Below are 24479 nucleotides of genomic sequence, written 5' to 3'. Positions count from 1 at the left end.
ATTCTGATGTCGAACAACGAGCTCACGAGCGTGCTGGACCACCGGAAGGCGCTGCTGCGCAAACGTTTGGCCGAGAGCGGACTGACCGCGCCGACACCAGCGGCCGTGCCGATTCGAAGATCGAAACCGGGTGCGCGTCACCCACTTTCGGCCGGGCAGCGGCGCATGTGGTTTCTGCAGACCCGCGACCCAGCCGACACCACCCTCAATATCTGTGTGGCCTATCGGCTGACCGGCGCGCTCGACGAGGCGCGACTGCGCCGAGCGGTCACGGCAGTTGTCGACCGCCACGACATCCTGCGCACCATCTATGGGCTCGACGAGAACGGCGAGCCGTACCAGCTCGTTCGCGGCGACCTCGAATTCGCCTGGCAGTCATATGATCTGACCGACCTGCCGGAATCCGGCCGGGACCGCAGGCTGGAAGTGCTCGCGCGCCGGGAATTCGGCCGTCCGTTCGATCTCGCGGACGAGTCGCCGTTGCGTATCAGCCTGGTGCGTACCGGTGCCGATGAATTCACCCTGCTGCTGGTCGTGCACCACATCAGCTGGGACGACGATTCGTGGGCCGTCTTCTTCACCGAACTCAACGACGCCTATCGCACCGCGCCAGCCGAGACCGACCGTGCGCAATTCATCGATGTCGCGGTTTTCGGCGATAGCACCGACGACGACACCGCCGATATCGACTACTGGCGTGCGACCCTGCGTCCGCTGCCGGAATCCCTGGAACTCCCCGGTCCAGCCACGGTCGGCACTGTCGCGGCCAAGCAGTCCGATCGCTGCACAGTGCCGCTGCCAGCCGACCTCGTCGGCCGGGTGGAAGCCTTCGCCCGTGCGCACGGCGCCACCCCGTTCATGGTGTGGCTGGCCGCCTACGACGCGGTGGTCCATCGCTACACCGGGGCAACGGATTTCCTGGTGTCGGTACCGGTGACGGTGCGCCGCGATGCCGCCGCCGAATCGTTGATCGGTTACTTCGGCAATACGCTGCTGCTGCGCGCCACCATCGGTGCGGGCAGCACCTTCGCCGACTTCACCGAATCCGTTCGCGATACCTGTGCCGGAGCCTTCGCCCATCAGCATGTCGGCATCGATCGCGTTGTGCGCGAAGCGAATCCGGATCGCGTCGGCGGTAGAGACGGGCTGGAGCAGCTGGTCCGACTCGGCTTCGGGGTGCGCAAGAGCGCGCAGGGCTTCGATCTGGATGGTGTCGAGGCGACACTGCTGGATCTGGGCAGCGCGGTCGCGCAGGTTCCGCTGGGCCTCACCGTGGTCATGGAGGCCGATGGCGCTTATCTGGAGGCCGAGTACCGGATCGCCGATCTGGACCGGGCTGTGGTGGAGCAGTTGCTCGGCCACTATGTGCAACTGCTGGACAGTGCGCTCGCCGATCCCGATCGCGGGCTCGGCGATATCGACATGCTCGGTGCGGCCGATCGTGCCGCGATCCTGGCACTGTCGCACGGCGCGATCGTCGAGGCCGAGCCGAGCACCATGGTCGTACTCTTCGAAAACCGGGTCGCGGCAATGCCGGACGCGCTCGCCATCGTCGCCCCGGCCGAACGTGGCACCGCCGATACCGAACTCAGCTACGCCGAGCTGAACCGACGCGCCAATCGCCTGGCGCACTGGCTGATCCGGCAGGGCCTCGGCGCCGAAGATATCGTCGGGTTGCGGCTGACCAACTCGGTGGAGTTCGTGGTCGCGGTGCTGGGCGTGCTCAAATCCGGTGCGGCCTACCTGCCCATCGATCCCGCCTACCCGGACGACCGCATCGACTACCTCATCGCGGACGCCGCACCCGCGCTGGTGCTCGGCCGGGTCGAACTGGACGCCGCCGAGACCGCGGCGATCCGACTCCCCGATGCCGATCTCGTCGACGCGGACCGGCTGCGGCCACTGCTGCCCGGCCACCTCGCCTACGTCATCTACACCTCCGGGTCCACCGGAAAGCCCAAGGGCGTTCCGGTATCCCATGCCGCCATCGCCGAACATCTCTCGGGGTTTGTCGCGGAATGGCGGATGACCGCGCAGGACCGGCTGCTGCAGTCGTCGTCGGTGAGCTTCGACGCCTCGCTGCTGGACATCTTCGTGACGCTGACCCTCGGTGCCCGCCTGGTCATCCCGAAACCCGATGCGTTCCGCGATATTCCGTACGTCGCCGAGCTGATCACCCGCTGCGGGGTGACCGTGCTGCATATGGTGCCGTCGATGTTGAGCACCTTCCTGCTGCTGCCGGAAGTGAGCGAATGGCGTGCGCTGCGACATGTTCCGGTGGGCGGTGAGGCGCTGCCCGGTGAGGTGGCCGATAGGTTCGCCGGTGTCTTCGATGCCGAACTGCGCAATCACTACGGCCCGACCGAGGCGGTGGTGTGCGCGACGCATATGAATGTCGAAGGCCCGCAAGGTACCCGGATCGTGCCGATCGGCGTACCGAATCAGAACGTCACGGTGTACCTGCTCGATGCGGCGTTGCAGTTGGTGCCCTCGGGTGTCGTCGGCGAGATCTATCTCGGCGGAGCGCAATTGGCGCGCGGCTATCTGAATCGGCGGGGACTGACCGCCGAGCGGTTCGTGGCCGATCCGTTCGCGCCCGGCGCGAGGTTGTATCGGACCGGAGATCTCGCGCGGCGCAATGGCAATGGTGAGATCGAATTCGTCGGTCGGGCCGACGAGCAGGTCAAGGTGCGCGGCTTCCGAATCGAACTCGGCGAGGTCGAGGCGGCCATCACGTCCTGTCCCGGGGTTGGGCACTGTGTCGTCATCGCGGTCGCAGATGCGGCCGTCGGCGCGATGCTGGCCGCATATGTAGTTGCTGCAAACGGACTTTCGGAATCGGCGCTCGACATCGAGGAGGTGCGGCGCCATGCCGCGGCGACGCTGCCGGAGTACATGGTGCCCAGTGCCTTCGCCGTAATCGATGAGATTCCGCTGACCGCGCACGGCAAACTGGACCGACGCGCACTGCCCGATCCGGAGCGGGCCACCACCCACCGCTACCGGGAGCCGGGCACCGCTACCGAGATCCGGCTCGCGGGCCTGTTCGCACAGATCTTCGGCCGTGAGCTGATCGGCGCGGACGATTCCTTCTTCGAACTCGGTGGACATTCGCTGCTGGCCACCCGACTGGTCGTGCAGATCCGCACCGAGTTCGGCGTCGAGATCGATGTGCGGGCTCCGTTCGATACCCCGACCGTCGCCGGACTCGCCGCGCTGATCGAGGCCACCCCGGCGCGCGCCACGACCGCCGTGCCCGAGCTGCTGAAACGCGAACGGCCCGAACGCATTCCACTGTCCTACTCCCAGCTCGCGCTGTGGTTCCAGCGAAAGCTGGAGGGGCCGAGCGCGATCGGCAATATCCCGTTCGCGGTGCGGGTGGACGGTCCGCTGGATCTGAACGCGTTGACCGCCGCGCTCGCCGATGTGGTGGCTCGGCACGAGGTGCTGCGCACTGTTTTCCCCGAAAGCGATGGTGTGCCGTACCAGTCGGTGCTGGCTGCCGGGCCGGTCGAGGTTCCGGTGACGGAGCTGAGCGATCCGGAACAGCTGCGCGTCGAGTTGGCGGCGGCGGGTCGGTACTGCTTCGCTGTGGACAGCGAGTTGCTGATCCGGCCGCGGGTCTTCGTACTGGACACCGAGACCCATGTCCTGTCGCTGCTGGTCCACCATCTGGTTGCCGACCACTGGTCGTTCCGGACGATTCTGGACGATCTGGCCATCGCCTACCGAGCGCGCACCGCCGGTGCGGCGCCGGACTGGACGCCGTTGGCCGTGCAGTACGCGGACTACGCACTGTGGCAGCGCGAGGCGGTCGATGCACTCGGTGCGCAGGTGGAGTACTGGCGCGACGCACTCGCCGGTCTGCCGGACGAGATCAATATCGCGCCGGACCGGCCGCGCCCCGCCGTGCTGGGCAAGAACGGGCATGTGGTTGCGTTCGCGGTCCCCGCCGCGCTGCGCGGGAAGCTGAAGGCCGTCGCCGAGGCGAGCGGCGCCAGCGAGTTCATGCTCTATCAGGCCGCGGTCGCCACGTTGCTGCACAAACTCGGTGCTGGCGTCGATATTCCGCTCGGCACGCCGATCGCGGGCCGGGTCGACCCGGCGGCCGCGGATCTGGTCGGCCTGCTGGCCAATATGGTCGTGCTGCGCAACGATCTGTCCGGCGATCCCACGCTACGGACGGTGCTGGCGCGCTCCCGCGATATCGCGCTCGGCGCATACAGCAACCAGGACATCCCGATCGAACGCCTGGTCGACGCGCTCAACCCGGCGCGTTCGCGAGCCAGGAATCCGCTGTTCCAAGCCATGATGCACTTCCGCGACGAAAATTGGGACGGCGCGGACCACGGCCTCGACGCGCAAACCGCGCTCACGGTGCTGCCATTGGACTTCGATATCTCGCTGCTGGACCTGAGCATCAATTTCTTCGCGGGATCCGATGGCGGCTTCGAGGCGAGCGTGATCGTCAACACCGATCTCTATGAGCCCGCGACCGGAGAGTTGTTCGCGCAGCGCATACTTCGCGTCCTCACGGCTTTCGCAGAAGCTCCCGAAAGTACGGTCGGCGAACTCGACATCCTGCCCGCCGCCGAGCGACAGCGGGTCCTCGGCGAATGGGCCACGGGCGTAGAGCTTTCCTGGATGCCCGGGATTGCCGAGCTGATCCGGCGCGGACGTTGCGTTCCGGCCGACCGGATCGCGGTGCGCTGCGGTGCGGAAACCCTCAGCTACGGTGCGCTGTTCGAACAGCTCGACCATGGGGTCGGGGCAAATGCGCCCGTTGGCGCGTCGGTGGCGGGAGTGGTGCGTCGTCTGGCCGCGCTCGACGCGGTCGCGGATGCCGGCGGGACCATCGAGCTTTCGCGCGCCGACGCGCCAACTGTGCTGCTCAATCGAGCTGCCGTGGCGGCCGCTGTCGCCGATCGACGGGCCGTCGCCGCCGATCGGCGCCCCGAATCGCTGGACCGGGCGACGGGTTCGGCGGATGTGCGACTCGTCGCCGTGCCATGGTCGGGATCGGAGATCGAGGTCGAACTGCTGGCCGTGCTGGCCGATGGTGCGACGCTGATCCTCACCAGCGAACCGCAGCGTGAAGATCCGGTCGCACTGGTCGAGTCGATCGGTGCGCACGCGGTCACCCACGTGGTCGCCGACCCCGCTACGCTCGCGCGGTTCGTGCACACGGGTGTCTCCATGCTGCCGTCGGTACGCAGCTGGGAGGTCATCGGAACCGCCTGGCCCGCTGCGCTGCCCGATCTGTTGCCCGCGCTCGCGGCCGGTTCGGTCGCCACCTTCGACTACCGGATCCCGGAATACGCGGGTGCGGTGGCGCGCGGTGTGGTCGACGGCAGCGGACGCGCGCGTCCCATCCCAGGGGCTCGGGTCTTCGTGCTGGATGCGGCCATGCGACCGGTCGCGCCCGGTGTGCACGGCGATGTCTATGTGGGTGGTGCCGGACTTGCCGACGGCTACGCCGAGGAGTCGGCGGACGCCTTCATCGACGATCCGTACCTGCCGGGCGCCCGGTTGTTCCGCACCGAGCGGCGAGCGCATTGGGATACCGCGGGGCGACTGGTCTTCGCCACCCGGGTGTCGGCCGGAGCCGTCGGCGACACCGGTACCACCGTGCCTACCGACGCCGCGCACACCGATACCGAGCAGCAGTTGATCGCGATCCTCGAGGAGTTGCTCGAGATCGAGGACGTCACCGCCGATGACGGCTTCTTCGCACTCGGCGGCGACAGCGTGATCTCCATCCAATGGTCGGCGCGTGCCAACCAGATCGGACTACCGCTGTCCCCGCAGCTGGTGTTCGAACACCTCACCATCGCCGAACTCGCGGCCGCGGTCGACGAGGCGGTGGCGGCTGGTATGACAACGACCATCGGCGACACCTTCGGCGCGGCAGCCGACGACGATGCGAACCACGTTGGCGCGCAAGCTGATACGGCACAGCCAGCGGAACCCGACCAGCACCGACATGCCGCGATGAGCGTGTCCGGCCTCAGCTCGGACGCATTGGCCGCATTGGGCACGGCGTGGAAGCAGTCGCAATGAGGGGCGGCTTCTTCCGACTAGCTGGCCGGATGAGCGGCGATGCGATGACCATCGGTCGAAAGGCGTTGCGATGACTGTCGACCGGAGTGTCCCGGCCGAAATCGAGGATGTGCTGGCGCTGAGCCCGCTGCAGGAAGGGCTGTTCTCGCTGGCACGGCTGGCTGCCGATGGGGTCGACCTGTACACGATGCAGTTCGTCATCGATATCGGCGGTCCGATCGATGTGCCGATGCTGCGGCGCAGCGCGGAGGTGATCCTGCAGCGGCACGCCAATCTGCGGGCCTCGTTCTGGGATAAGGATCTACCCAGGCCCGTGCAGATCGTGCCGACCTGGGTCGATCTGCCGTGGCTCGAAATCTCGGCTCGGCCAGCGGAATTCGATGCCATTGCCGAGGCCGACCGGCAGCGGCGGTTCGACCTCGGCCGTGGTCCGGCCCTGCGCATTACGCTCGTCGCGCTGCCCGATCAGCGCCGCCGGATGATCGTGACCGCACACCACATCCTGATGGACGGCTGGGCGGTCGCGGTGTTCTTCCGCGAGCTCATCGCGGTGTACGAGGCCGGGGGACAGGCGGATTCGCTGCCGCCCGCCCGTCCGTACCGCGACTACATCGGTTGGCTGGCCACACAGGACGCCGCCGCGATCACTCGCAGGTGGACCGAATACCTCGCACCACTGAGTGGTCCGCTCATGCTGGCCGGTGGCACGGCGACCGAGGTCGGCGCGGCGATCCCGCGCCGCAGCCGATTCAGCTTGGACACACCCGAGACCGCTCGACTGGTGCAGTGGGCGCGGGCGAACGGCCTGACTCTCAATACCGTTGTGCAGTATGCATTGGCGGTCGTCCTCGGCAGGCTCACCGATCGACGTGACATCGTTTTCGGCACCACCATCTCCGGTCGCCCGGATGCGCTGCCCGGTGTCGAGACGATGATCGGGCTGTTCATCAATACCGTGCCCGCACGCGTCCTCATCGACCGAACCCGCACTGTCGCCGAGCAATGCGCGCAACTGCAGCGGGAATCGGCGGCCATGCGCGATGCCGGATATGTGAGCCTGTCGACCATCCAGCGTGCGGCCGGCCACGGTGCGTTATTCGATGTGCTGTTCGTCTTCGAGAACGCGCCCATCGGCGCGGCCACCGATCCGATCGTCACCGCGGATGGCACCCGCTTCCTGCCGGTCGCGATGGAAAGCCTGGTGCACTACCCGCTTTCGGTGGTCTGCTACCTGAACGACGGCACGCTCGTGATGATGCTGGAAGCGATTGCCGAAGCGCTGCCGCACTTCCCGGTCGCCGATATCGGCGCGCGAGTCCTGTCGGTCTTGCGCCAACTGCCCGAGCACAGCGATTCGAGTCCGGACGCGTTGGATGTGCTGCTGGCCGATGAGAAGGCGTGGATCGGGATCGAATCCGGGCCGAATACGGTTGTCGCCGGTTCGGACGAGGCGGCCGACGGCACCGCTTACGAACTCTTCCTGAGCCAGGTCGAGCGGACCCCGGACGCGGTCGCACTCAGCACCGGCACCGAGCGCTACACCTACCGTGAGCTGCGGGCGGCTGTCGGGCGGCTGGCGAGTGAACTGACCGAGCACGGTATCGGACCGGAAACCGTTGTCGCCCTGATGCTTCCGCGATCGGCTCGTTCGATCACCGCGATCCTTGCAGTGCTGGAAGTGGGCGGAGCCTATGTACCGGTGGATATCTCGGCACCGGCGGCACGTATCGAGTCCATCCTGCGTCAGGCGAGCCCGAAACTCATTCTGACGGTGCGGGAGTGCGCACAACTGCTCGGGCCGAACGAGCGCCCGCTGTTGGTACTCGACGATCCCGTCACGGCCGAGCGGATCGCGCGCCACCCCGTCACGCACTACCGACCGGTTCACCCACAGACGTCCGCCTACCTCATCTTCACCTCCGGTTCCACCGGAGAACCCAAGGGCGTCATAGGCACCCACGCCGCCCTCACCAGCTATTTCGCCGATCACCGCGACCGCGTGTACCGCCCGGCGGTGGCCCGCCTCGGCCGCCGACTGCGGATCGCGCACGCCTGGTCACTGAGCTTCGACGCCTCTTGGCAGCCCATGATCGGACTGTTCGACGGCCACGTGGTGCACCTGTTCGACGAGACCGAAATGCGTGATGCGCAGGGCCTGGTCGACGGTATCGTCCGGCACGAGATCGATATGATCGACACCTCGCCGTCGATGTTCACCCAGCTCGCCGCCGCCGGTCTGGTGGACGGCGCGCGGCTGACCGTGCTCGCCCTCGGCGGCGAGGCCATCGGTGCGCCCCTGTGGGAGCGGCTGCGCGCGCTGCCCGGCACCGCCGTCTACAACTGCTACGGCCCCACCGAGACCACGGTCGAGGCGGTGGTCGCGACGGTGAACACCGGCCGTGACGAACCCGGCACTGCGCAGCCGACCATCGGCGGACCGGTGGATCGCATGTCCGCCTACGTCTTCGACGCCATGCTGCGGCCGGTGCCGCACGGCGTTATCGGCGAACTGTATTTGTCCGGTGCTCAGGTGGCGCGCGGCTATATCGGTAAGGCCGCCAGCACGGCCGACCGCTTCGTCGCGGACCCCTTCCGACCAGGTGCGCGCATGTATCGCACCGGTGATCTGGTGCGGCAGTTGCCGAACGGCGATCTCGCCTATCTGGGTCGCGCGGACGACCAGGTCAAAATTCGCGGCTACCGGATCGAAATCGGCGATATCGAAACGGCTTTGCTACAGCTGCCGCAGGTGCGTGCGGGCGCGGTCGTTGTGGTGCAGCGGCCGAGCGGACCGAGCCTCGTCGCCTTCGCGGTGAGTGAGGCAGCCGATGCGGCCACGCTGCGCGCCGATCTGGCCGAGCGTCTGCCCGGGTATATGGTTCCGGCACGCGTCATCTTGCTGCCGGAGCTTCCGGTCACCCCCAATGCAAAGCTCGATGTCCGCGCGCTGAACGCACTCGGGCTGGCGGCACTGACGGGCTCCGCCGGTCGTACCCCGCCGAATACCGATACCGAGCGGACGCTGTGCCGGGCTCTCGCCGAGACATTGGGTGGGACGACGCCCGGTATCGATGACGACTTCATCGCGCTCGGCATGGACAGCATTGTCGCCATCTCATTGGTGAACGCGGTGCGCCGTGCCGGACTGTCCGTCAGCCCGGCCATGGTCATGTCCAACCCCACCGTCCGCGACCTGGCCGCGGCCATCGATTCCCGTGTGGTGCAACAGGAATCGGTGCCCACCCCGGCCGAAGTCGGCGAGGTGCGGCCGACGCCGATCATGTCCTGGATGTACGAGTACGGCGGCTTCCGCAGACTCGCACTCTCGACGCTGGTATCGCTGCCCGCCGAGGCGGACCGGCCGCAATTGGAATCGGTCTTGCAGGCGCTGCTCGACGGTCACGACATGCTGCGCGCCACACTGTCGACGACCGCGGACGGGCATCGGCTCGAAACCAGAGCACCGGGCACTGTTCGCGCCGCCGATATCCTGCACGAGGTCGCAGTATTCGGCGACTTCGATGCGGTGCTCGCGGAGCATGCGCGCGCAGCGATCGACCGTATCGATCCGTTGACGGGCACCATGATTCAGGCCGTCCGCTTCGAGGGCGCCGACGTACTGCTGCTGTCGGTCCACCACCTAGCGGTGGATCCTGTCTCGTGGCACATCATCCTCGCGGATCTTGCCGAGGCATGGTCGCAGCTCACCGAAGGCCGAAACCCCACCGTCGCACCGGAATTCACCGGCTACCGCGGCTGGGCCGAACTGCTGCACGAACGCAACACCGCGCCGGAAGTACTGGCCCAACGCGACTTCTGGACCGAACAGCTGGCCGGCCCCGACCCGGAACTCGGCCTACGCCGCCCGGATCCGACCCGCGACACCTGGTCCTCCTACCGGATCACCCCATCGTTCGCGCCGACCGACATCACCGGTCATATCCTCGACGGTCTCGGCGCCGACATCGGCATGCACGAATTCCTGCTCACCGCACTGACGATCGCACTCACGACCTGGCGGTCCGAGCGGAACCAGGACGCTTCGACCGGCGCACTGGTGGCCTTGGAAGGGCACGGCCGCGAAGACGCCACCGTCGGTGCTGTCGACACCTCCCGCACCGTCGGCTGGTTCACCACCGTCTACCCGCTGCGCGTCGGCGCGGGCTCGGCACTCGACATCAGCCGCGCCGAATCCGATCCGACCGAGGTTGCGAGTCTGCTGAAAGCCATTGTGGCCCAGGTGGACAACGTCCCCAACAAGGGCTTGGACTACGGCCTGCTCCGCTACCGCGATGCCGCGCCGCAGACGGATCCGCAAGTGATGCTCGACTACCTCGGCCGCATGGACCTGGCCGCCCGCACATCGGGACCATGGTCCCCGATCACCGATCTCGGCCTGCACCAACGGCTTCCGATCGCCCCCGAGCCGGATATGCCGTTGCGCTACGCATTGGACCTCGTCACCGCCGTCTACCCCGGTACCGAAGGACCCCAGCTGGCCACCCTGTTCCGGTGGAGCGACGCACTTTTCGACATTACCGATATCGACCGTTTCGCCGGCATCTGGCAGCGCTGCATCATCGCGGTCGCTGCCGCCATGCCCAACGCAGTACCGGGAGAACGATGAACGCGATTGATAACGCCATCGTGGTCGAGGACGTCCGCAAGTCCTTCGGCGACGTCCACGCCGTGCGCGGCCTCACCTTCACGGCGCCCGCCGGCAGCGTGCTCGGCGTACTCGGTCCGAACGGCGCGGGCAAGACCACCACGGTCTCCATCCTGTCCACGCTGACCAAACCCGATGCGGGCCGCGCGGTGGTGGCCGGATACGACGTGGTGCGCGCGGCCGCGGCCGTGCGGGCGTCCATCATGCTCACCGGCCAATACGCGGCGCTCGACGAGGTGCTGACCGGCCGGGAGAATCTCGTCCTGTTCGGCCGCCTGATGGGCCTGCGCCCGAAATCGGCCAAGGTCCGCGCCACCGAACTGCTCGAACAATTCGATCTGACCGAGGCCGCCGACCGTCGTGTCGGCGGCTACTCCGGCGGTATGCGCAGGCGCATTGATATCGCCTGCGGCCTGGTGCGCCCGCCCAAGGTCGTCTTCCTCGACGAACCGACCACCGGCCTGGACCCGGTGAGCAGGCAGGGCGTCTGGTCGCTCGTCCGCTCGCTCAAGGAGCAGGGCGTGACCATCCTGCTCACCACGCAGTACCTCGAGGAGGCGGATGCGTTGAGCGACAACATAATCGTCATCGATAAGGGCCGGGTGATCGCCGAGGGCACCGCCGACGAACTCAAGGCCCGTTCGGGTTCGAGCTACTGTGAGGTGGTTCCGGTTGACGCGGGTGACGTGCCCGCTGTCGTGACCGCGCTGTACGGCCTCGGCACGGTCACCGTCGCCGAATCCAAGGACCGGGTCTCGCTGCCAGCGCCCGACGGCGCGGCCACGCTGGCCGAGGCATTGCGTCGCATCACCGACGCCCGCATCGAACTCATCGATATCGCCTTGCGCAGACCATCTCTGGACGAGGTCTTCATCAAGCTCACCGTCGACGAACCGGCGGTGGTGACCACCGCATGACCGAAATATCGCCGGTACCAGCCGGAATGCAATGGAGCGCGCTGAGCGGCCGCACCGTGCGCGCCGCACTCCGCGAGGGCGATCTGGCCTTCGGATTCCTCGCCCCGATGATCTTCTTCCTCTGCTTCTATGTTCCGCTGCGCAAGTCGATGGAGCAGGCCGGTGCGGACTACGCGCAGTACCTGCTACCGGTGATCGTGCTGCAGAGCATGTTCTTCACCGCCATGTCGGCGGGTGATCGCGCGGCCCGAGACACCTTCAGCGGTATGGGAACTCGCCTGCGCTCCATGCCGGTGCGTCCCTGGATCCCGCTGGCTGCCCGGATGTCGGCGAACCTGGTCCGCGCGCTGGCGGGACTGGCCGGAGCGCTGGTGATCGGTATCGCCTTCGGCTTCCGATTCCACGGCGGGGCGGCGGCGCTCGTATTCGCCGCACTGTCCCTGGCATTCGGCGTGGCGCTGGTAATCGGCGCCGACGCGCTCGGCGCCGCCACCGGCACGCCGGAGATCGGCGCATCGGCACTGCTCGCCCCGCAACTGCTGCTGATCATGATGTCGACGGGTTTCGTTCCGGCGGACGGCTTTCCGGGGTGGATCCAGCCCTTTGTCCGCAATCAGCCGGTCTCCGAGGCGGCAGCCGCATTGCGCGATCTCGCCGGAGGCGATTACACCTCGGCCGTCGCGATCGCGCTGGCCTGGATCCTCGGTCTGATCGTGGCGTTCACCGCGATCGCGGTCTTGGTGGAAAGGCGGCGGCCGTGAAGACGCTGATCGACCAGAGTCTCGTGGAAACGGGCCGACTGCTGCGGCGCTGGCCGCGCGAGCAGGAGGTGCTGACCTCGACACTGATCCTGCCGGTGCTACTGCTGTTGATGTACCAACTGGTGCTCAACAAATTCCTCAGCGCATCCTCCGGTGTGGACGCCATCTACGGTTTCGTCCCGATGATCGCGGTCACGGGCGCGATGTACGGCGCGATGGGCACCGGACTCTCGCTCTACGCCGAGCGGGAAAGCGGGCTGCTGCGGCGCTTCTGGGTGCTGCCGGTGCACCGCGCAGCCGGACTGATCGGCCGACTGCTCGCCGAATGCGGGCGCACGCTGATCGCCACGATCATCGTGGTCGTACTCGGTGTCGCGCTCGGATTGCGTTTCCAGCAGGGCTGGCCGGGTGTGTTCGGCGCGCTCGCCGTTCCGGTGCTGCTCATCCCCGGCTTCGCCACCATGGTGATCACGGTCGGTGTCAGCAAAGCCGGAAATAAGGTCGTGCAACTGTTCTCGGCGCTCGTATTGCTCGGCATGTTCTTCAACTCCGGTTTCGTTCCGGTGCAGAACTATCCCGGCTGGTTGCAGCCGATAGTCCGGGTTCAGCCGATGAGCTGCGCCATCGAGGCGATGCGCGGCGCTACGCTCGGCGGCCCCGTCGCTACGCCGCTGCTGCAGACGATTGCCTGGTCCGTTGGGCTCGCCCTGGTCTTCGGCGCGTTCGCGGTGCGCGGCTACCGCACGGCCGCCGATAGCTGAAACATCCCAGTGGGTGGGCCCTTGACTTGTTCGTTACATCAGCTAACTATATAGTTTGCTGAGGTAACAATCAGCAAGGGGCTACCGTGACGATTCCATCCGCCGATCTCGATCTGGGTGATGTCCAGACCATCCGCCGTCGCCTGCGCTACGACCGGGATCACCCGCACTACAAGTGGATCGTCCTGACCAACACCACCCTGGGTGTGCTGCTCAGCGCGGTCAACGCCTCGATCGTGTTGATCTCGCTGCCCGCGATCTTCCGCGGCGTCGGGCTGAACCCGCTGGAAGCGGGCAATGTCGGCTACCTGCTGTGGATGCTGATGGGCTATCTGCTCGCCACCGCCGTACTCGTGGTGATGTTCGGGCGGCTCGGCGATATCTTCGGCCGCGTCAAGATCTACAACCTCGGCTTCGCGGCCTTCGCGGTGACCTCGGTCGCGCTGTCCTTCGATCCGTTCCACGGCGGATCGGGCGCGATGTGGATCATCAGCTGGCGCGTGCTGCAGGGCATCGGCGGCGCTATGCTGATGGCCAACTCGACGGCCATCCTGACCGACGCCTTCCCCGCCAAACAGCGCGGCACCGCGCTCGGCATCAATATGGTCGCCGCGGTCGCCGGCTCATTCCTCGGACTGATCATCGGTGGTGTGCTGTCGGAATGGGATTGGCGCGCGGTCTTCTGGGTCAGCGTGCCGATCGCCATAGTCGGTGCGATCTGGTCCTACCGCTCACTGCACGAGGTGGGGATGCGCACCAAGGGCAAGGTCGACTGGGCGGGCACCATCACCTTCGGACTCGGCCTCACCGCACTGCTCACCGGCATCACCTACGGTATCCAGCCCTACGGCGGACACCCCACCGGCTGGTCCAACCCCTGGGTGCTCGGCGCGGTGCTCGGCGGAATCGCCCTGCTCGCGGTGTTCTGCGTGGTGGAGACCAAGGTCGCCGAGCCGATGTTCCACCTGTCGCTATTCGCCGACCGCGCCTTCGGACTCGGCAACTTCGCCAACCTGATGGTCTCGATCGGCCGCGGCGGTATGCAGTTCATGCTGATCATCTGGCTGCAGGGCATCTGGCTGCCGCTGCACGGCTACGACTACGAATCGACGCCGCTGTGGGCCGGTATCTATCTGCTGCCGCTGACCGTGGGATTCCTTGCCGCCGGACCGGTTTCGGGTTGGCTGTCGGACCGGTACGGTTCGCGCTGGTTCACCACCGGCGGCGCGGCGCTGGCCGGGTTCACCTTCTTGCTGCTGCTCGCCATCCCCGTCGACTTCAACTACTGGGTTTTCGCCGCCATCGTGCTGCTCAACGGCATCGGCTGTGGATTGTTCTTCTCCCCGAATACCGCAGCCATCATGTCGAGCGTGCCAGCGGCCCAGCGCGGCGCGGCCTCCGGTATGCGCGGCACTCTGTTCAACGGCGGTAATGCGCTGTCGATGGGAATCTTCTTCTCGCTCATGGTCGTCGGCCTCGCCGCCAGCCTGCCCTCGGCGCTCGACAGCGGCTTGCGCGCCCAGGGCGTCTCCGCGGGCGCGGCGAGTCAGCTCGCCGATCTGCCGCCGGTGGCGAGTATGTTCGCCGCGTTCCTCGGCTTCAACCCGATCCAGGAATTGCTCGGCCCGACCGGTGAATTGGCGCAGCCGGGCGTGCACGCGGACACCCTCACCGGTCAGGAGTTCTTCCCGCATCTGCTCACCGGACCGTTCCACTCGGGTCTGGTCGTGGTGTTCGTCTCGGCTGCGGTGATGATGTTCCTGGCCGCGGCGGCCTCGTACTTCGCTGGGGATAAGTACGTCGAGGACGAACAGGCCGAGCTCGCCGAGGCCGGGGAATTGGTCGCGGTGCGCTGATCGAATCGCGTTCGGCCCTTGCGAGTTCTAGGGTCGAACGCGATGGACAGTGTGCCGCCCGTGGTCAGCCGCCCGGTTCCTCGGCTGCGTTGCTCGGCCGTATCTCGCCTCCTCTCCGCCGTTCTGGGTGTGCCGCCCAGTACCGAGCCAGTACCCCGTCGATCTCGGCTTGCATGCGCGGCTGCCCAGACTGCTGGCGTAGCTCGGTAGCGATGCGCGCCAGCGTATCCAGATCCGCCCGGCTTGCCTCCCGAAGGATCGACTCGACTTCGGCGAGTTGCTGTGAGTTGAGCTTGCTACGCCACGGGAGCCGCCGCATCGCCTCGTTCATGATGTGGCCGCCGACCGGGATGCGCGGTGCAAGCACCCGGCAGCTTCCAGCGTGCTGAGCGCTGCCTGTCGCTGCTTGCATTGGACGGAATCGTTGTGCAAGTGGATCTGCAATAGCCGGTGTGCCTGCTCGGTCGTGAGCGAGCGAGGCTCAAAGCCGCAGTGGTCGTAGTGCGGGTAGTCGTTCGGATCGTCCGAGCCGTTCTCGAAGCGGACCGTCACCCGGACGGTGTCGTAATCGACGTTCATGGCTTCACTCCGACGCTATTCGGTGCCTCGAAACCAGATGGAATCGCGAACTGCGCGTGCGGGTTCACGCTGAGCCTGTACATCACCCTGTCGCCGGTGAATCCGGTACGTCCGTGCAACCAGCGATGGTTGTGCAGCACGTAGCCCTGCCCAGGTTCCAACCCGAACCGGATCGTGCGGCGTTCCACGGCATCGGTCAGCGCGGGCAACCATCGCACGATGTCAGGCGAGAACTTCGCTAACTCGTCACTGCGATACCGAATTCGAATCCGTCCGTCCGGCGTGTGCTCGAATATCGAGCTCAGATACCCCGACGCACCACCGAACAGTACGGTTCTCGGCCGCGAAAGTGATTGTGCAGCTTCGGGATTGGTGAGAATAAGATCGGCGTACACGCATTGACCGTCGATGGCGGTGCATTCGCCGCCCTTGCCCTTGCGGCCGCATACCACCATCAGCAGCGCGGGCGGGTCCGGTGTGCCCGACCGGTCCGTGTGCGGCGGTAGCGGACCATTCCCGAAGCCCTCGAATCCGATACGGGCCGCGAGCCCACCGCGATGCATCAGTGTTGTCACGCCATCCGCCGCACTGTCCCGGTGCGGGACAGTGCGGCCGAGAGACGCCCCGAGGGCGACCAGCTGCGCCCGTGTCGTAATTCCGTCGAACCGGGCCAACCCATCCGCAACCAGCTTTGCGGCTACTCCTGCTGCCCACTCCTGCTGTAAGTCCACGAACATGCAACCAACGGTGCGTCTGGCTGTGCGGGCGCGTCCACTGACGGACTGTCACCGTGCAACCAGCTATCCCGTGGTCATGCCGGTGCTAGCGTCGCGGACATGACTGCCTCCGGTTACGTTCCGCACATGTACTCGGTCTCGATCAAAGGCGTTGTCGTTCGTGACGGTCAGGTGCTCCTGCTGAAGAACGAGCGCGAAGAGTGGGAATTGCCAGGCGGCAGAATCGAACCCACCGAGACCCCCGAGGAATGTGTAGCGCGCGAGATTACGGAGGAAACACAGTGGCCGGTAACCACCGGCCCGATCCTCGACTCGTGGGTCTACTACATCAACGAGGTCGAGCGTCACGTGTTCATCGTGACGTACGGGTGCTACCCGGACACCGATGCCGAGCCGGTGCTGTCACATGAACACAAGGAAGTCGGATTGTTCAGGGAGAACGATATCGCCGGGTTGAACATGCCCGATGGCTATAAGCGGTCCATCATGACGTGGTTCGCGCAACTCCGGGCAGCCGAGAGCGTGTAGGAGGACACCGTGGACGGCGGCGGGTGTCAGGCATGCGGCGTCACCGTGGGCCGCTACGCGACCGAGCCCGTGTGCCCTACCTGCGCGGCGACCACCCGACCGAGTTCGCGACCGATCCACACCACACCGATCGCCTCCGCTATCTGGTTGTGGGCCGCCCCGGAAGCGGCCACCGCGATAGCGACCCGCGACCTACCGACGATTCTCCGCGCGTACCGCCGGATAAACGGGCTCAATCAAATCGCACTTGCCGAGTTGCTCGGCTACGACAAGTCCTATGTGTCGATGATCGAAACCGGACGGCGAGCAATAAGCGATGTCGCATCACGTCGTCATATCGCCGCCCGATTGGGCCTGCCTCCTCATGTACTCGGCGTCACCGGAGTAGATGACGCCGAGTATCGCGCCATGCTCCAATTCGGTGACAGCACAGTCCGACTCGCAGAGATAGCGCGCCAGTCCGGTCATGCCGTCGAAGCCGTCAATGAACTTTGGCCACTGGTAGCCCGGTTGGAAGCGAGGGCAGCCGAGGGCCACATGGAGCGAGATAGCTTGATCTTGCTCGCGCAAGCTCGGGTGGCACTCGGCGTCTCGCTCGGGACAGTGCTACCCGAGGAAAGCCTGTCGTCGGCCGCCCGATGGACCGGGCAGGCCGTCAAGATAGCCGCACATCTCGACGCCCCTGCGTTCTACGCGCACACGCTCAGAATGCACGGCAACGAGCTTCGCAAGGCTGGCCATGCCGCTGCGGGTGTTGCACGGCAGGAACAGTCGTTGTCGCTGGCTGCCAATCCTGCCGACCAAGGCAGTGCGCTCGCGTTTCTCTGCCGTGCGACAGGCGAACTCGGTCACGGCGAACAATTCGACATCGCGCTACAGCGATACCGACATCTGCTGGAGCGAAATGCGTACAGTGGCTTACTCTTCCAGCCATTCGCGCTGCGTGAAATCGAGATTCGAGGATTACTCGGAACGGGTCGACTAGCCGAGGCCAGCCGACTCGTAAAGGTCACCGCCGGGACCCCTTCCGCGCCGCAGTGGAGGACTATCGAGCGCGTGACCTCGGGCGAAGTATTCGCCGCGATCAATGAGCCCGATGCTGCAGCGGACGCATTCAGAACCGCCATCGAATCCGCCGAACACCACCGACTACCGCACCAGATCCAGCGGACCATCAGGGCCACCGTCAAGACAGGTATGCATGAGCTGACGGCCGAGGCACACGAAGCCCTGCAACGCATCCGTTCCCTGCTGGCACCCCGCCGCAACCTGTAGGTTCTGCGTAATTGTCGACGGCAAGGCGCGGTTCAGGTTTGGCCGTAGTTCGTCGTGCCGGGTGCAGACGTTGGTGCGCGTATGGCCTCGAGGGCTTTGTCGCCGCAACCGCGTCTTCGGGCTCGGCAACTTCGCCAATTGTTCTTCTCTCCGAATACCGCAGCCATCATGTCGAGCGTGCCAGCGGCCCAGCGCGGCGCGGCCTCCGGTATGCGCGGCACTCTGTTCAACGGCGGTAATGCGCTGTCGATGGGAATCTTCTTCTCGCTCATGGTCGTCGGCCTCGCCGCCAGCCTGCCCTCGGCGCTCGACAGCGGCTTGCGCGCCCAGGGCGTCTCCGCGGGCGCGGCGAGTCAGCTCGCCGATCTGCCGCCGGTGGCGAGTATGTTCGCCGCGTTCCTCGGCTTCAACCCGATCCAGGAATTGCTCGGCCCGACCGGTGAATTGGCGCAGCCGGGCGTGCACGCGGACACCCTCACCGGTCAGGAGTTCTTCCCGCATCTGCTCACCGGACCGTTCCACTCGGGTCTGGTCGTGGTGTTCGTCTCGGCTGCGGTGATGATGTTCCTGGCCGCGGCGGCCTCGTACTTCGCTGGGGATAAGTACGTCGAGGACGAACAGGCCGAGCTCGCCGAGGCCGGGGAATTGGTCGCAGTGCGCTGATCGAATCGCGTTCGGCCCTTGCGAGTTCTAGGGTCGAACGCGATGGACAGTGTGCCGCCCGTGGTCGGAATATCGACCTTCGTATTCGTCGCCGTGATCACGGCGGCTCGCTGGTTTCTGCTCGACGAAGTGACCATGGATCGGCTCGTCAATCGTGCGCTCGGCTGGAATCTCGCCGGACTCCTGATGGCCGGGCCCGCCTTCTTCCTCGGACATGCCGATCTCGGGCATCGGCTGTACCTCGGTGCCGGGCTCATCGCGGTCGCGTACGTGTACGGCCTGGCCCGACTGCTCGACGGGGCACCGGTCGAGTCGGCGGTCCGCAGACAACGTCGCTACAACGCGGTCGGGGCGTCGGTCAGCGGTGGCGTGCTGGTCGCCACCGTGGCGGAGGGCCTCGGACTGTCCGTCGCGGGTGGGCTGCGCTGGGATGCCGTGATCTGGGCGGGTTCGTATCTGCCGATCCTGGCCGCCGGTGTGCTGATCGTTCGCGCCTGTATCCGGGAACTTCGGCTCCCCGGTGACACGGTGGCCGAGCGGTTGGCCTATTCGGCCTTGCTGGCGATTGCCTGCTGGTGGATCGTGACTTCGTGCATCGCGTTGGTGCGAGCCGCCATCGGTGTCTCTCCGGAACGGCCGGGAACCATCTTCGCCGTGCTGGCTTTCGTCAACTTCGCCGTCATCGCGGTACTCATCTCGTTTCCGGTCGTGGACGCGGTCCTCGTCCGCGCGCACCTGGATCGTGCGGGCCGGGCTTGCCGCGTGCTGAAGCCGCTGTGGCGGGATCTCACTGCCGCGGTACCGGAGATCGTCCTGCACGACGGCCCGGTGCGCGATGGAGAATCGGCATCGCGTCTGTATCGCATGACGGTCGAGATCTGGGACGCCATCCTGCACCTGAAGCAGTACCGGGCCGACGCTCCCTTCGACGGCGATGTCGGCGGACGCGCCCTGGCGATTGCCTATGCCGCACAGGCGAAGTCCCGCGGCGGTGTACCCGAACCGGTTCGGCACATCGATGCTGCGGTGCTGGTCGGTACTCGCGATCGGTCCGACGAACTGCGCTATTTGCTCGACCTGGCCGCGGAATGGCCGAAGGCCCGCGCTCTGGCGAGTGCGGGCCTTCGAGCTGCGGCGCGTTGAACTATTTCGCCGCGTTGGCGAAGGCGGGCTCCAGCTTGGTCAGCATGTAGGGCACCGAAAGGGCGGTCGGCTGGTTGATGGCGCTGATCTCCTGCACGGTCAGGAACACCACCGAGCCCTTGCGCACCGCGGGCAGATCGGTGTATCCCGGCAGCTGCCGGTACTTTTCGTCCATACCGGGGGAGTAGCCGGCCAGCAGCAGATCGGCGCTGAGCTCATCGACCCGCTCGGGCGAGAGCGCGAGCCTGCCCTGATTGGACGGCCTATCGGTGAGGTTCTTCGGGATGCTCAGCCCGAGCTGGGTGAAGATCTTGCTCGACCCATCGTTCGGATCGGTCAGCACCATCAGTTGCGCCGGGCTGGCCAACCAGGTGCTGGCGAAGGTCTTACCCTTCAGACCAGGATTCGCCTGGCCGATGTCCTGAACCTTCTTGTCCACGTCGGCGATCACCCGCGTCGCCGCATCCTCTTTGTGTAGCACTTTGCCGAGCGTGGTCACCTGATCCTGCCAGGGTGCGACCGTCTCCTTCGTCAGCGCGGGCAGCGTCGGCGCGACCTTGGACAACTCGTCATAGGTCTTCTGGTCGGCCAGGAATCCGTCCACCAGAATCAGATCCGGCTCCAGCGCCGCGACCTGCTCGGCGATATTGCCCGTGGTATTCAAGGCCTTCGACGATTCGAGCGCCTTCGGCTCCCATGGTGGCGTGGTCTTGGACACCGAGGCGACATTGTCGACGTACCCGACCGGCGTCACCCCCAGTGCAAGCGTGGTGTCGAGCCACTGGTTCCCCAGCGTGACAACCTTTTTCGGGGTTCCGGTCACGGTCGTGGTGCCGCGCGCGTGGGTAATGGTGACGGGCGCGCCGCCGTCGGACCCCGCATCGTCGCTCGCCGACCCACAGGCGGCAATGCCCAGGGTCAGTGCACCGGCCAGTGCGGCGACCGCCGCCCGCGCCCAACCGCGAGACATCCGAACAGTCTGCATGCTCACCCTCTCCTTCATCGAGGAATTCCCCGACCGGCTGCTCCGAACCGCAACGGCATAGGCCAGCCTAACCTACGTTGATTGCCCGAACTTCCCGGCTCGCCGCCGGAATTCGCTGTCACGTCATCTTTGTGCGACCTATTGAACGTGCCGCTAGATAGCGGTACGTTAAATGCGTCATTAACGATCCTCTCGTCCGGGAGGCATCGACGTCGAACCCGTGAGCACGTGGGTCATCGAACGACTGACGCATACCGAATTGAGGTAGTTCCGATGAATCGAAAGAGTGACGCCGGACGTGTCCGGCCCCTGATTGCCCGTATCGCCATCACCTCCGCGATGGCCCTGACCCCGATTGCCGCGGTCGCGGTCCCCGCCCTCGCCGCACCGGCCGACACCCACGACCCCGCGATCGTGCTCGTGGATCAGGCGGAAGATATCCACGGGCACCCCGGTTACGGCGGCTGGGGTCACGGCGGCTGGGGCCGAGGTGGTTGGGGCCACCGCGGCTGGCCCGGCTACCCCAGCTACCCGGGGTACCCGAGCTACCCGGGTTACCCGAGCATCTGGCCCGGCTACATCCCCATGCCCTCGACCGGCAGCGCCTTCTGACCCCACCGACCTCGAATCGCGTTGGTGACGAAAAGGGTTGCCCGGAAGGGTTTCCCCACGAAAGAAGCCCGGCTCACCAGTCGGGCTTCTTTCACGCGCACATGGCGACGCGTATCCGGCAAGCACAGCAAGGAAGATCGGCAGTCGATCATGGCCGCCGACATCAGCTCCCGTCATGACGAATGGGTAGGCTTCCGTCATGACGATCGAGCGGTCCGGCCACCTGCCGCACGAGATGACCGAGGAGCAGTACCGCCAACTGCCTGAGAAGGTGGCGCGCGAGATCGAGGTCGTGCACGGACATGTGATCGTCTGTGAGTCGCCGGTACCCGAACACAATCGCGTGGCTCGTCGGCTGGCTGGGGCCATGGAGCAACTGCCGAGTACCGAGCCGTGTATCCGAGCCGAGACCGATATCGACGTAGTGCTTTGGCGGGTCCCGAAATTCACATTCCGGCGACCGGATGTCACCGTCTATCGCTGCCTTCCGGAGCGAGGTGCGAAACCGGAGGCCGGTGATGCACTGATCGTCGTCGAGGTTTCATCGCCATCCACCGCAGCCGAGGATCTGCTCGACAAGAAGGTGCAGTACGCCCGCGCAGGCATCCCGCTCTATCTGGTCGTGGCGCTCGATACCAAGTACGACATCGAAGAGGTCCGTGAATTCCGGCTCGATGCACACGCCGCCGAATACCGCCTGCACCGCTTGCACCGCGACGGTTTCATGCGACTGGAGCACGTAGTGCTCGGCGATATCAGCTTCGCGGACTTGGTCCGATAACCAGAAGAAGCCCGGCGTTGGCCGGGCTTCTTCAGGGACGAGTGTCAGAGCGTGATGCGCTCGTTCTCGGGGAGGAAGAGTTTGTCGCCTTCCTTGACGGCGAAGCTGTTGTAGAACTGGGCGATATTGCGGACGATCTGGTTGCAGCGGAATTCGTTGGGGGCGTGGACGTCCTGGAGCAGGCCGATGGTGGATTCCTCGGTTTGCTTTTCGCGCCAGCTACGGGCGTAGGACAGGAACATCTGCTGGTAGTCGGGCTCGATGCCCGCGCGCTCGGCGGCGATGCGGTACGCCTCGACGGCGATTTGCAGGCCGCGCAGGTCGGCGAGATTTTCGCCCACGGTAAGTGCACCGTCGACGTGGTATTTGGGATCGAGGCCCTCGGGTACCAGCACATCGAATTGATCGATCAGCTGTTTGGTTTTGGCTTCGAATGCGGCCAGGTCCTCGGGTGTCCACCAGTCACTGCGGTTGCCGTTGGCGTCGTACTTGCGGCCCTGATCGTCGAAGCCGTGACCGATCTCGTGGCCGATGGTGGCGCCGACCGCGCCGTAGTTGACCGCGGTGGTGGCGTCCTTATCGAAGAACGGCGCCTGCAGATAGGCGGCGGGGAAGGTGATCTGGTTGCTGGTCGGAGAGTAGTAGGCGTTGACGGTCTGCGGTGACATACCCCATTCGGACTTGTCGACCGGGGTGCCGAGCCGGTTGAACGCCTTCTTGGATTCGAAAGCGCTGACGGCGCGTAGGGATTCGATCAATTTGCCCCTGGTGATCTTCAACCCGGAGTAGTCATCCCACTTGTCCGGGTAGCCGATCCTGGCCTCGATCTTGTCGAGTTTGACGATCGAGGCATCCCTGGTCGGCTGCGACATCCACGACGAATGGCTGAAGTTCGCCTTGTAGGCGGCCATGAGGTCGGCCACCATCTCGTTGGCCCGATCCTTGGCAGCGGGTGGAAAGTGTTTCTCGACATACAGTTTGCCGAGTTGGTCGCCGAGATTCTCGTTGACGAGGCCGACACCGGACTTCCAGATTTCGGGCCGCTCCTCGATCCCGTTGAGCACCTTGCCGACGAACTCGAAGCGTGCGTCGCGGATGGCCTTGGGCAGGAATCGGGCATACTCGGCGACCACATTGACGCGCAGGTACTCCCGCCACAGCGCGATATCGGTATCGGCCCACAGCTGCGCCACCGCGGTCACGAACGACGGCTGCGCCACCACGATCTTCTCGAACAGTGAGCGCGGCCGATCGGTATTGCCCGCCATCCACGGATCCCAATCGAATTGCGGTCCGAGCGCGACCAATTCGTGCCAGCTCAGCACGTTGTAGGTGGCGTCGGTATTGCGATTGCGCACGCTGTCCCAATGCGCCGCCGCGATCTTGGTCTCCAGATCGACCATGCGCTGCGCCAGGCCCGCCGGATCGGCGAAACCGACACCCGTGGACATCTTCTCGAGATACGTCCGGTAGCCCGCGAGCTGCTTCGTGTATTCCGACTTGCGGTAATACTGCTCGCTCAGCGCGATACCCGATTGGCTGATGGTGGGGATATACGCGTTGGAGTCCTTGCGATCGATGCCGATACCGATGCCGATCAGCCCGGAGATCGGCAGCTCCGCCATCACCTTGGCCAGATCCGGTTTGGTCGCCGCGCCGTCGATCTTGGCGATGAGATCGGCCAGCGGTGTCATGCCGAGCGTTTCGAAGGCGGACTCGTCCAGCCGCGCGTCATAGAGATCGCGAATCTGCTGTGCCTGCGAACCCGCCTTCGGATCCTTGATGCCCTCGATGATCTCGTGCAGTTGATCCAGCGTCCGGTCGCTGGCATCGCTGATCGCGCCGACCGCGGCCTTATCCGGCGGCAGCTGGTACTCGCGCAGCCACTCGCCGTTGACGTGCCGGTACAGATCGTCCTGCGGTCGGATCGCCGCATCCGCACCGCCCATATCGACCCCGGTGAGCTGCACCGAATGCTCATTCTTGGAGCAGGAGACCAAGGCGACGGCGGCGGGCACCACCCCGAGCGCCACCAGGAAGGCGCGGCGGTCCAGCTGACCGGGGCGACCGGTTGATGTCACGGGAATTCCTCTCCCGATGCGGTCCCGCCGCATCCTCGTCAGGCGCGATAGTGCTGGCCCGAGGCTACCTGTCC

General features: G+C 65.8%; 15 protein-coding genes and 1 pseudogene. 12 read left to right on the top strand and 4 right to left on the bottom strand.

The window, feature by feature from the left end; translation table 11 throughout:
• Window positions 1-6 precede the first annotated feature (6 nt).
• From ACQP1G_RS41905 to ACQP1G_RS41880, 6 genes are all read left to right on the top strand, one after another.
• Window positions 7-6060 (top strand): amino acid adenylation domain-containing protein, encoded by a 6054-nt coding sequence (locus ACQP1G_RS41905; RefSeq protein WP_433195618.1) that lies wholly within the window; start codon window positions 7-9, stop codon window positions 6058-6060.
• Window positions 6061-6130: 70 nt separating this feature from the next.
• Window positions 6131-10687, top strand: coding sequence for an amino acid adenylation domain-containing protein (locus ACQP1G_RS41900; RefSeq protein ID WP_433195616.1), 4557 nt, complete (start codon window positions 6131-6133; stop codon window positions 10685-10687).
• Window positions 10684-11643, top strand: a complete 960-nt coding sequence (locus ACQP1G_RS41895) for an ATP-binding cassette domain-containing protein (protein WP_433195614.1) — start codon at window positions 10684-10686, stop codon at window positions 11641-11643. Before ACQP1G_RS41900 ends, ACQP1G_RS41895 begins: the two co-directional genes overlap by 4 nt.
• The gene (locus ACQP1G_RS41890; RefSeq protein ID WP_433195612.1) at window positions 11640-12404 is read left to right on the top strand and encodes an ABC transporter permease; all 765 of its coding nucleotides are present in this window, start codon (window positions 11640-11642) and stop codon (window positions 12402-12404) included. The genes ACQP1G_RS41895 and ACQP1G_RS41890 overlap by 4 nt, the downstream gene beginning before the upstream one ends.
• Complete coding sequence (locus ACQP1G_RS41885) at window positions 12401-13165, top strand: ABC transporter permease (RefSeq protein ID WP_433195610.1); 765 nt, start codon at window positions 12401-12403, stop codon at window positions 13163-13165. The genes ACQP1G_RS41890 and ACQP1G_RS41885 overlap by 4 nt, the downstream gene beginning before the upstream one ends.
• Window positions 13166-13251: 86 nt before the next feature.
• On the top strand, window positions 13252-15021 hold the full coding sequence (locus tag ACQP1G_RS41880; protein ID WP_433195608.1) for an MFS transporter: 1770 nt from the start codon (window positions 13252-13254) through the stop codon (window positions 15019-15021).
• Between the two features lie 64 nt (window positions 15022-15085).
• Here ACQP1G_RS41880 and ACQP1G_RS41875 read toward each other — a convergent pair whose 3' ends face one another.
• Both ACQP1G_RS41875 and ACQP1G_RS41870 read right to left on the bottom strand, forming a co-directional pair.
• Window positions 15086-15433: a hypothetical protein gene (locus tag ACQP1G_RS41875; RefSeq protein ID WP_433195606.1), complete on the bottom strand. Its 348-nt coding sequence runs from the start codon at window positions 15431-15433 to the stop codon at window positions 15086-15088.
• A gap of 163 nt (window positions 15434-15596) precedes the next feature.
• Window positions 15597-16337 (bottom strand): TauD/TfdA family dioxygenase, encoded by a 741-nt coding sequence (locus ACQP1G_RS41870; protein WP_433195604.1) that lies wholly within the window; start codon window positions 16335-16337, stop codon window positions 15597-15599.
• A 99-nt stretch (window positions 16338-16436) separates the two neighbouring features.
• Here ACQP1G_RS41870 and ACQP1G_RS41865 point away from each other — a divergent pair, with 99 nt between their 5' ends.
• The 4 genes and pseudogenes from ACQP1G_RS41865 (at window position 16437) to ACQP1G_RS41850 (ending at window position 19946) form a co-directional block, all read left to right on the top strand.
• A complete protein-coding gene (locus ACQP1G_RS41865; RefSeq protein WP_433195602.1) occupies window positions 16437-16865 on the top strand; it encodes an NUDIX hydrolase in 429 nt (142 codons plus the stop codon).
• A gap of 9 nt (window positions 16866-16874) precedes the next feature.
• Window positions 16875-18140, top strand: coding sequence for a helix-turn-helix domain-containing protein (locus ACQP1G_RS41860; protein WP_433195600.1), 1266 nt, complete (start codon window positions 16875-16877; stop codon window positions 18138-18140).
• 138 nt (window positions 18141-18278) lie between these two features.
• A pseudogene (locus ACQP1G_RS41855) lies at window positions 18279-18803 on the top strand (MFS transporter); the annotation flags it as partial.
• Between the two features lie 42 nt (window positions 18804-18845).
• Window positions 18846-19946 (top strand): DUF6545 domain-containing protein, encoded by a 1101-nt coding sequence (locus ACQP1G_RS41850; RefSeq protein WP_433195598.1) that lies wholly within the window; start codon window positions 18846-18848, stop codon window positions 19944-19946.
• A gap of 1 nt (window position 19947) precedes the next feature.
• Here the strand turns inward: ACQP1G_RS41850 and ACQP1G_RS41845 are convergent, their stop codons facing one another.
• A complete protein-coding gene (locus tag ACQP1G_RS41845) occupies window positions 19948-20931 on the bottom strand; it encodes an ABC transporter substrate-binding protein (protein ID WP_433195596.1) in 984 nt (327 codons plus the stop codon).
• A 273-nt stretch (window positions 20932-21204) separates the two neighbouring features.
• Between ACQP1G_RS41845 and ACQP1G_RS41840 the strand changes: the two genes are divergently transcribed.
• Together ACQP1G_RS41840 and ACQP1G_RS41835 are read left to right on the top strand one after the other, a co-directional pair.
• Complete coding sequence (locus ACQP1G_RS41840) at window positions 21205-21543, top strand: hypothetical protein (protein WP_433195594.1); 339 nt, start codon at window positions 21205-21207, stop codon at window positions 21541-21543.
• Between the two features lie 199 nt (window positions 21544-21742).
• Window positions 21743-22324, top strand: a complete 582-nt coding sequence (locus tag ACQP1G_RS41835) for a Uma2 family endonuclease (RefSeq protein ID WP_433195592.1) — start codon at window positions 21743-21745, stop codon at window positions 22322-22324.
• Between the two features lie 44 nt (window positions 22325-22368).
• On the opposite strand, the gene ACQP1G_RS41830 is transcribed toward ACQP1G_RS41835, so the two are convergent.
• A complete protein-coding gene (locus ACQP1G_RS41830; RefSeq protein WP_433195590.1) occupies window positions 22369-24405 on the bottom strand; it encodes a M13 family metallopeptidase in 2037 nt (678 codons plus the stop codon).
• Between the last annotated feature and the right edge of the window lie 74 nt (window positions 24406-24479).

Origin of the sequence: Nocardia sp. CA-107356, assembly GCF_050946365.1 — a bacterium.
Lineage (GTDB): Bacteria > Actinomycetota > Actinomycetes > Mycobacteriales > Mycobacteriaceae > Nocardia.
The sequence above is the reverse complement of the archived record's forward strand: the minus strand, read 5'-3'. Positions and strand labels throughout refer to the sequence as shown.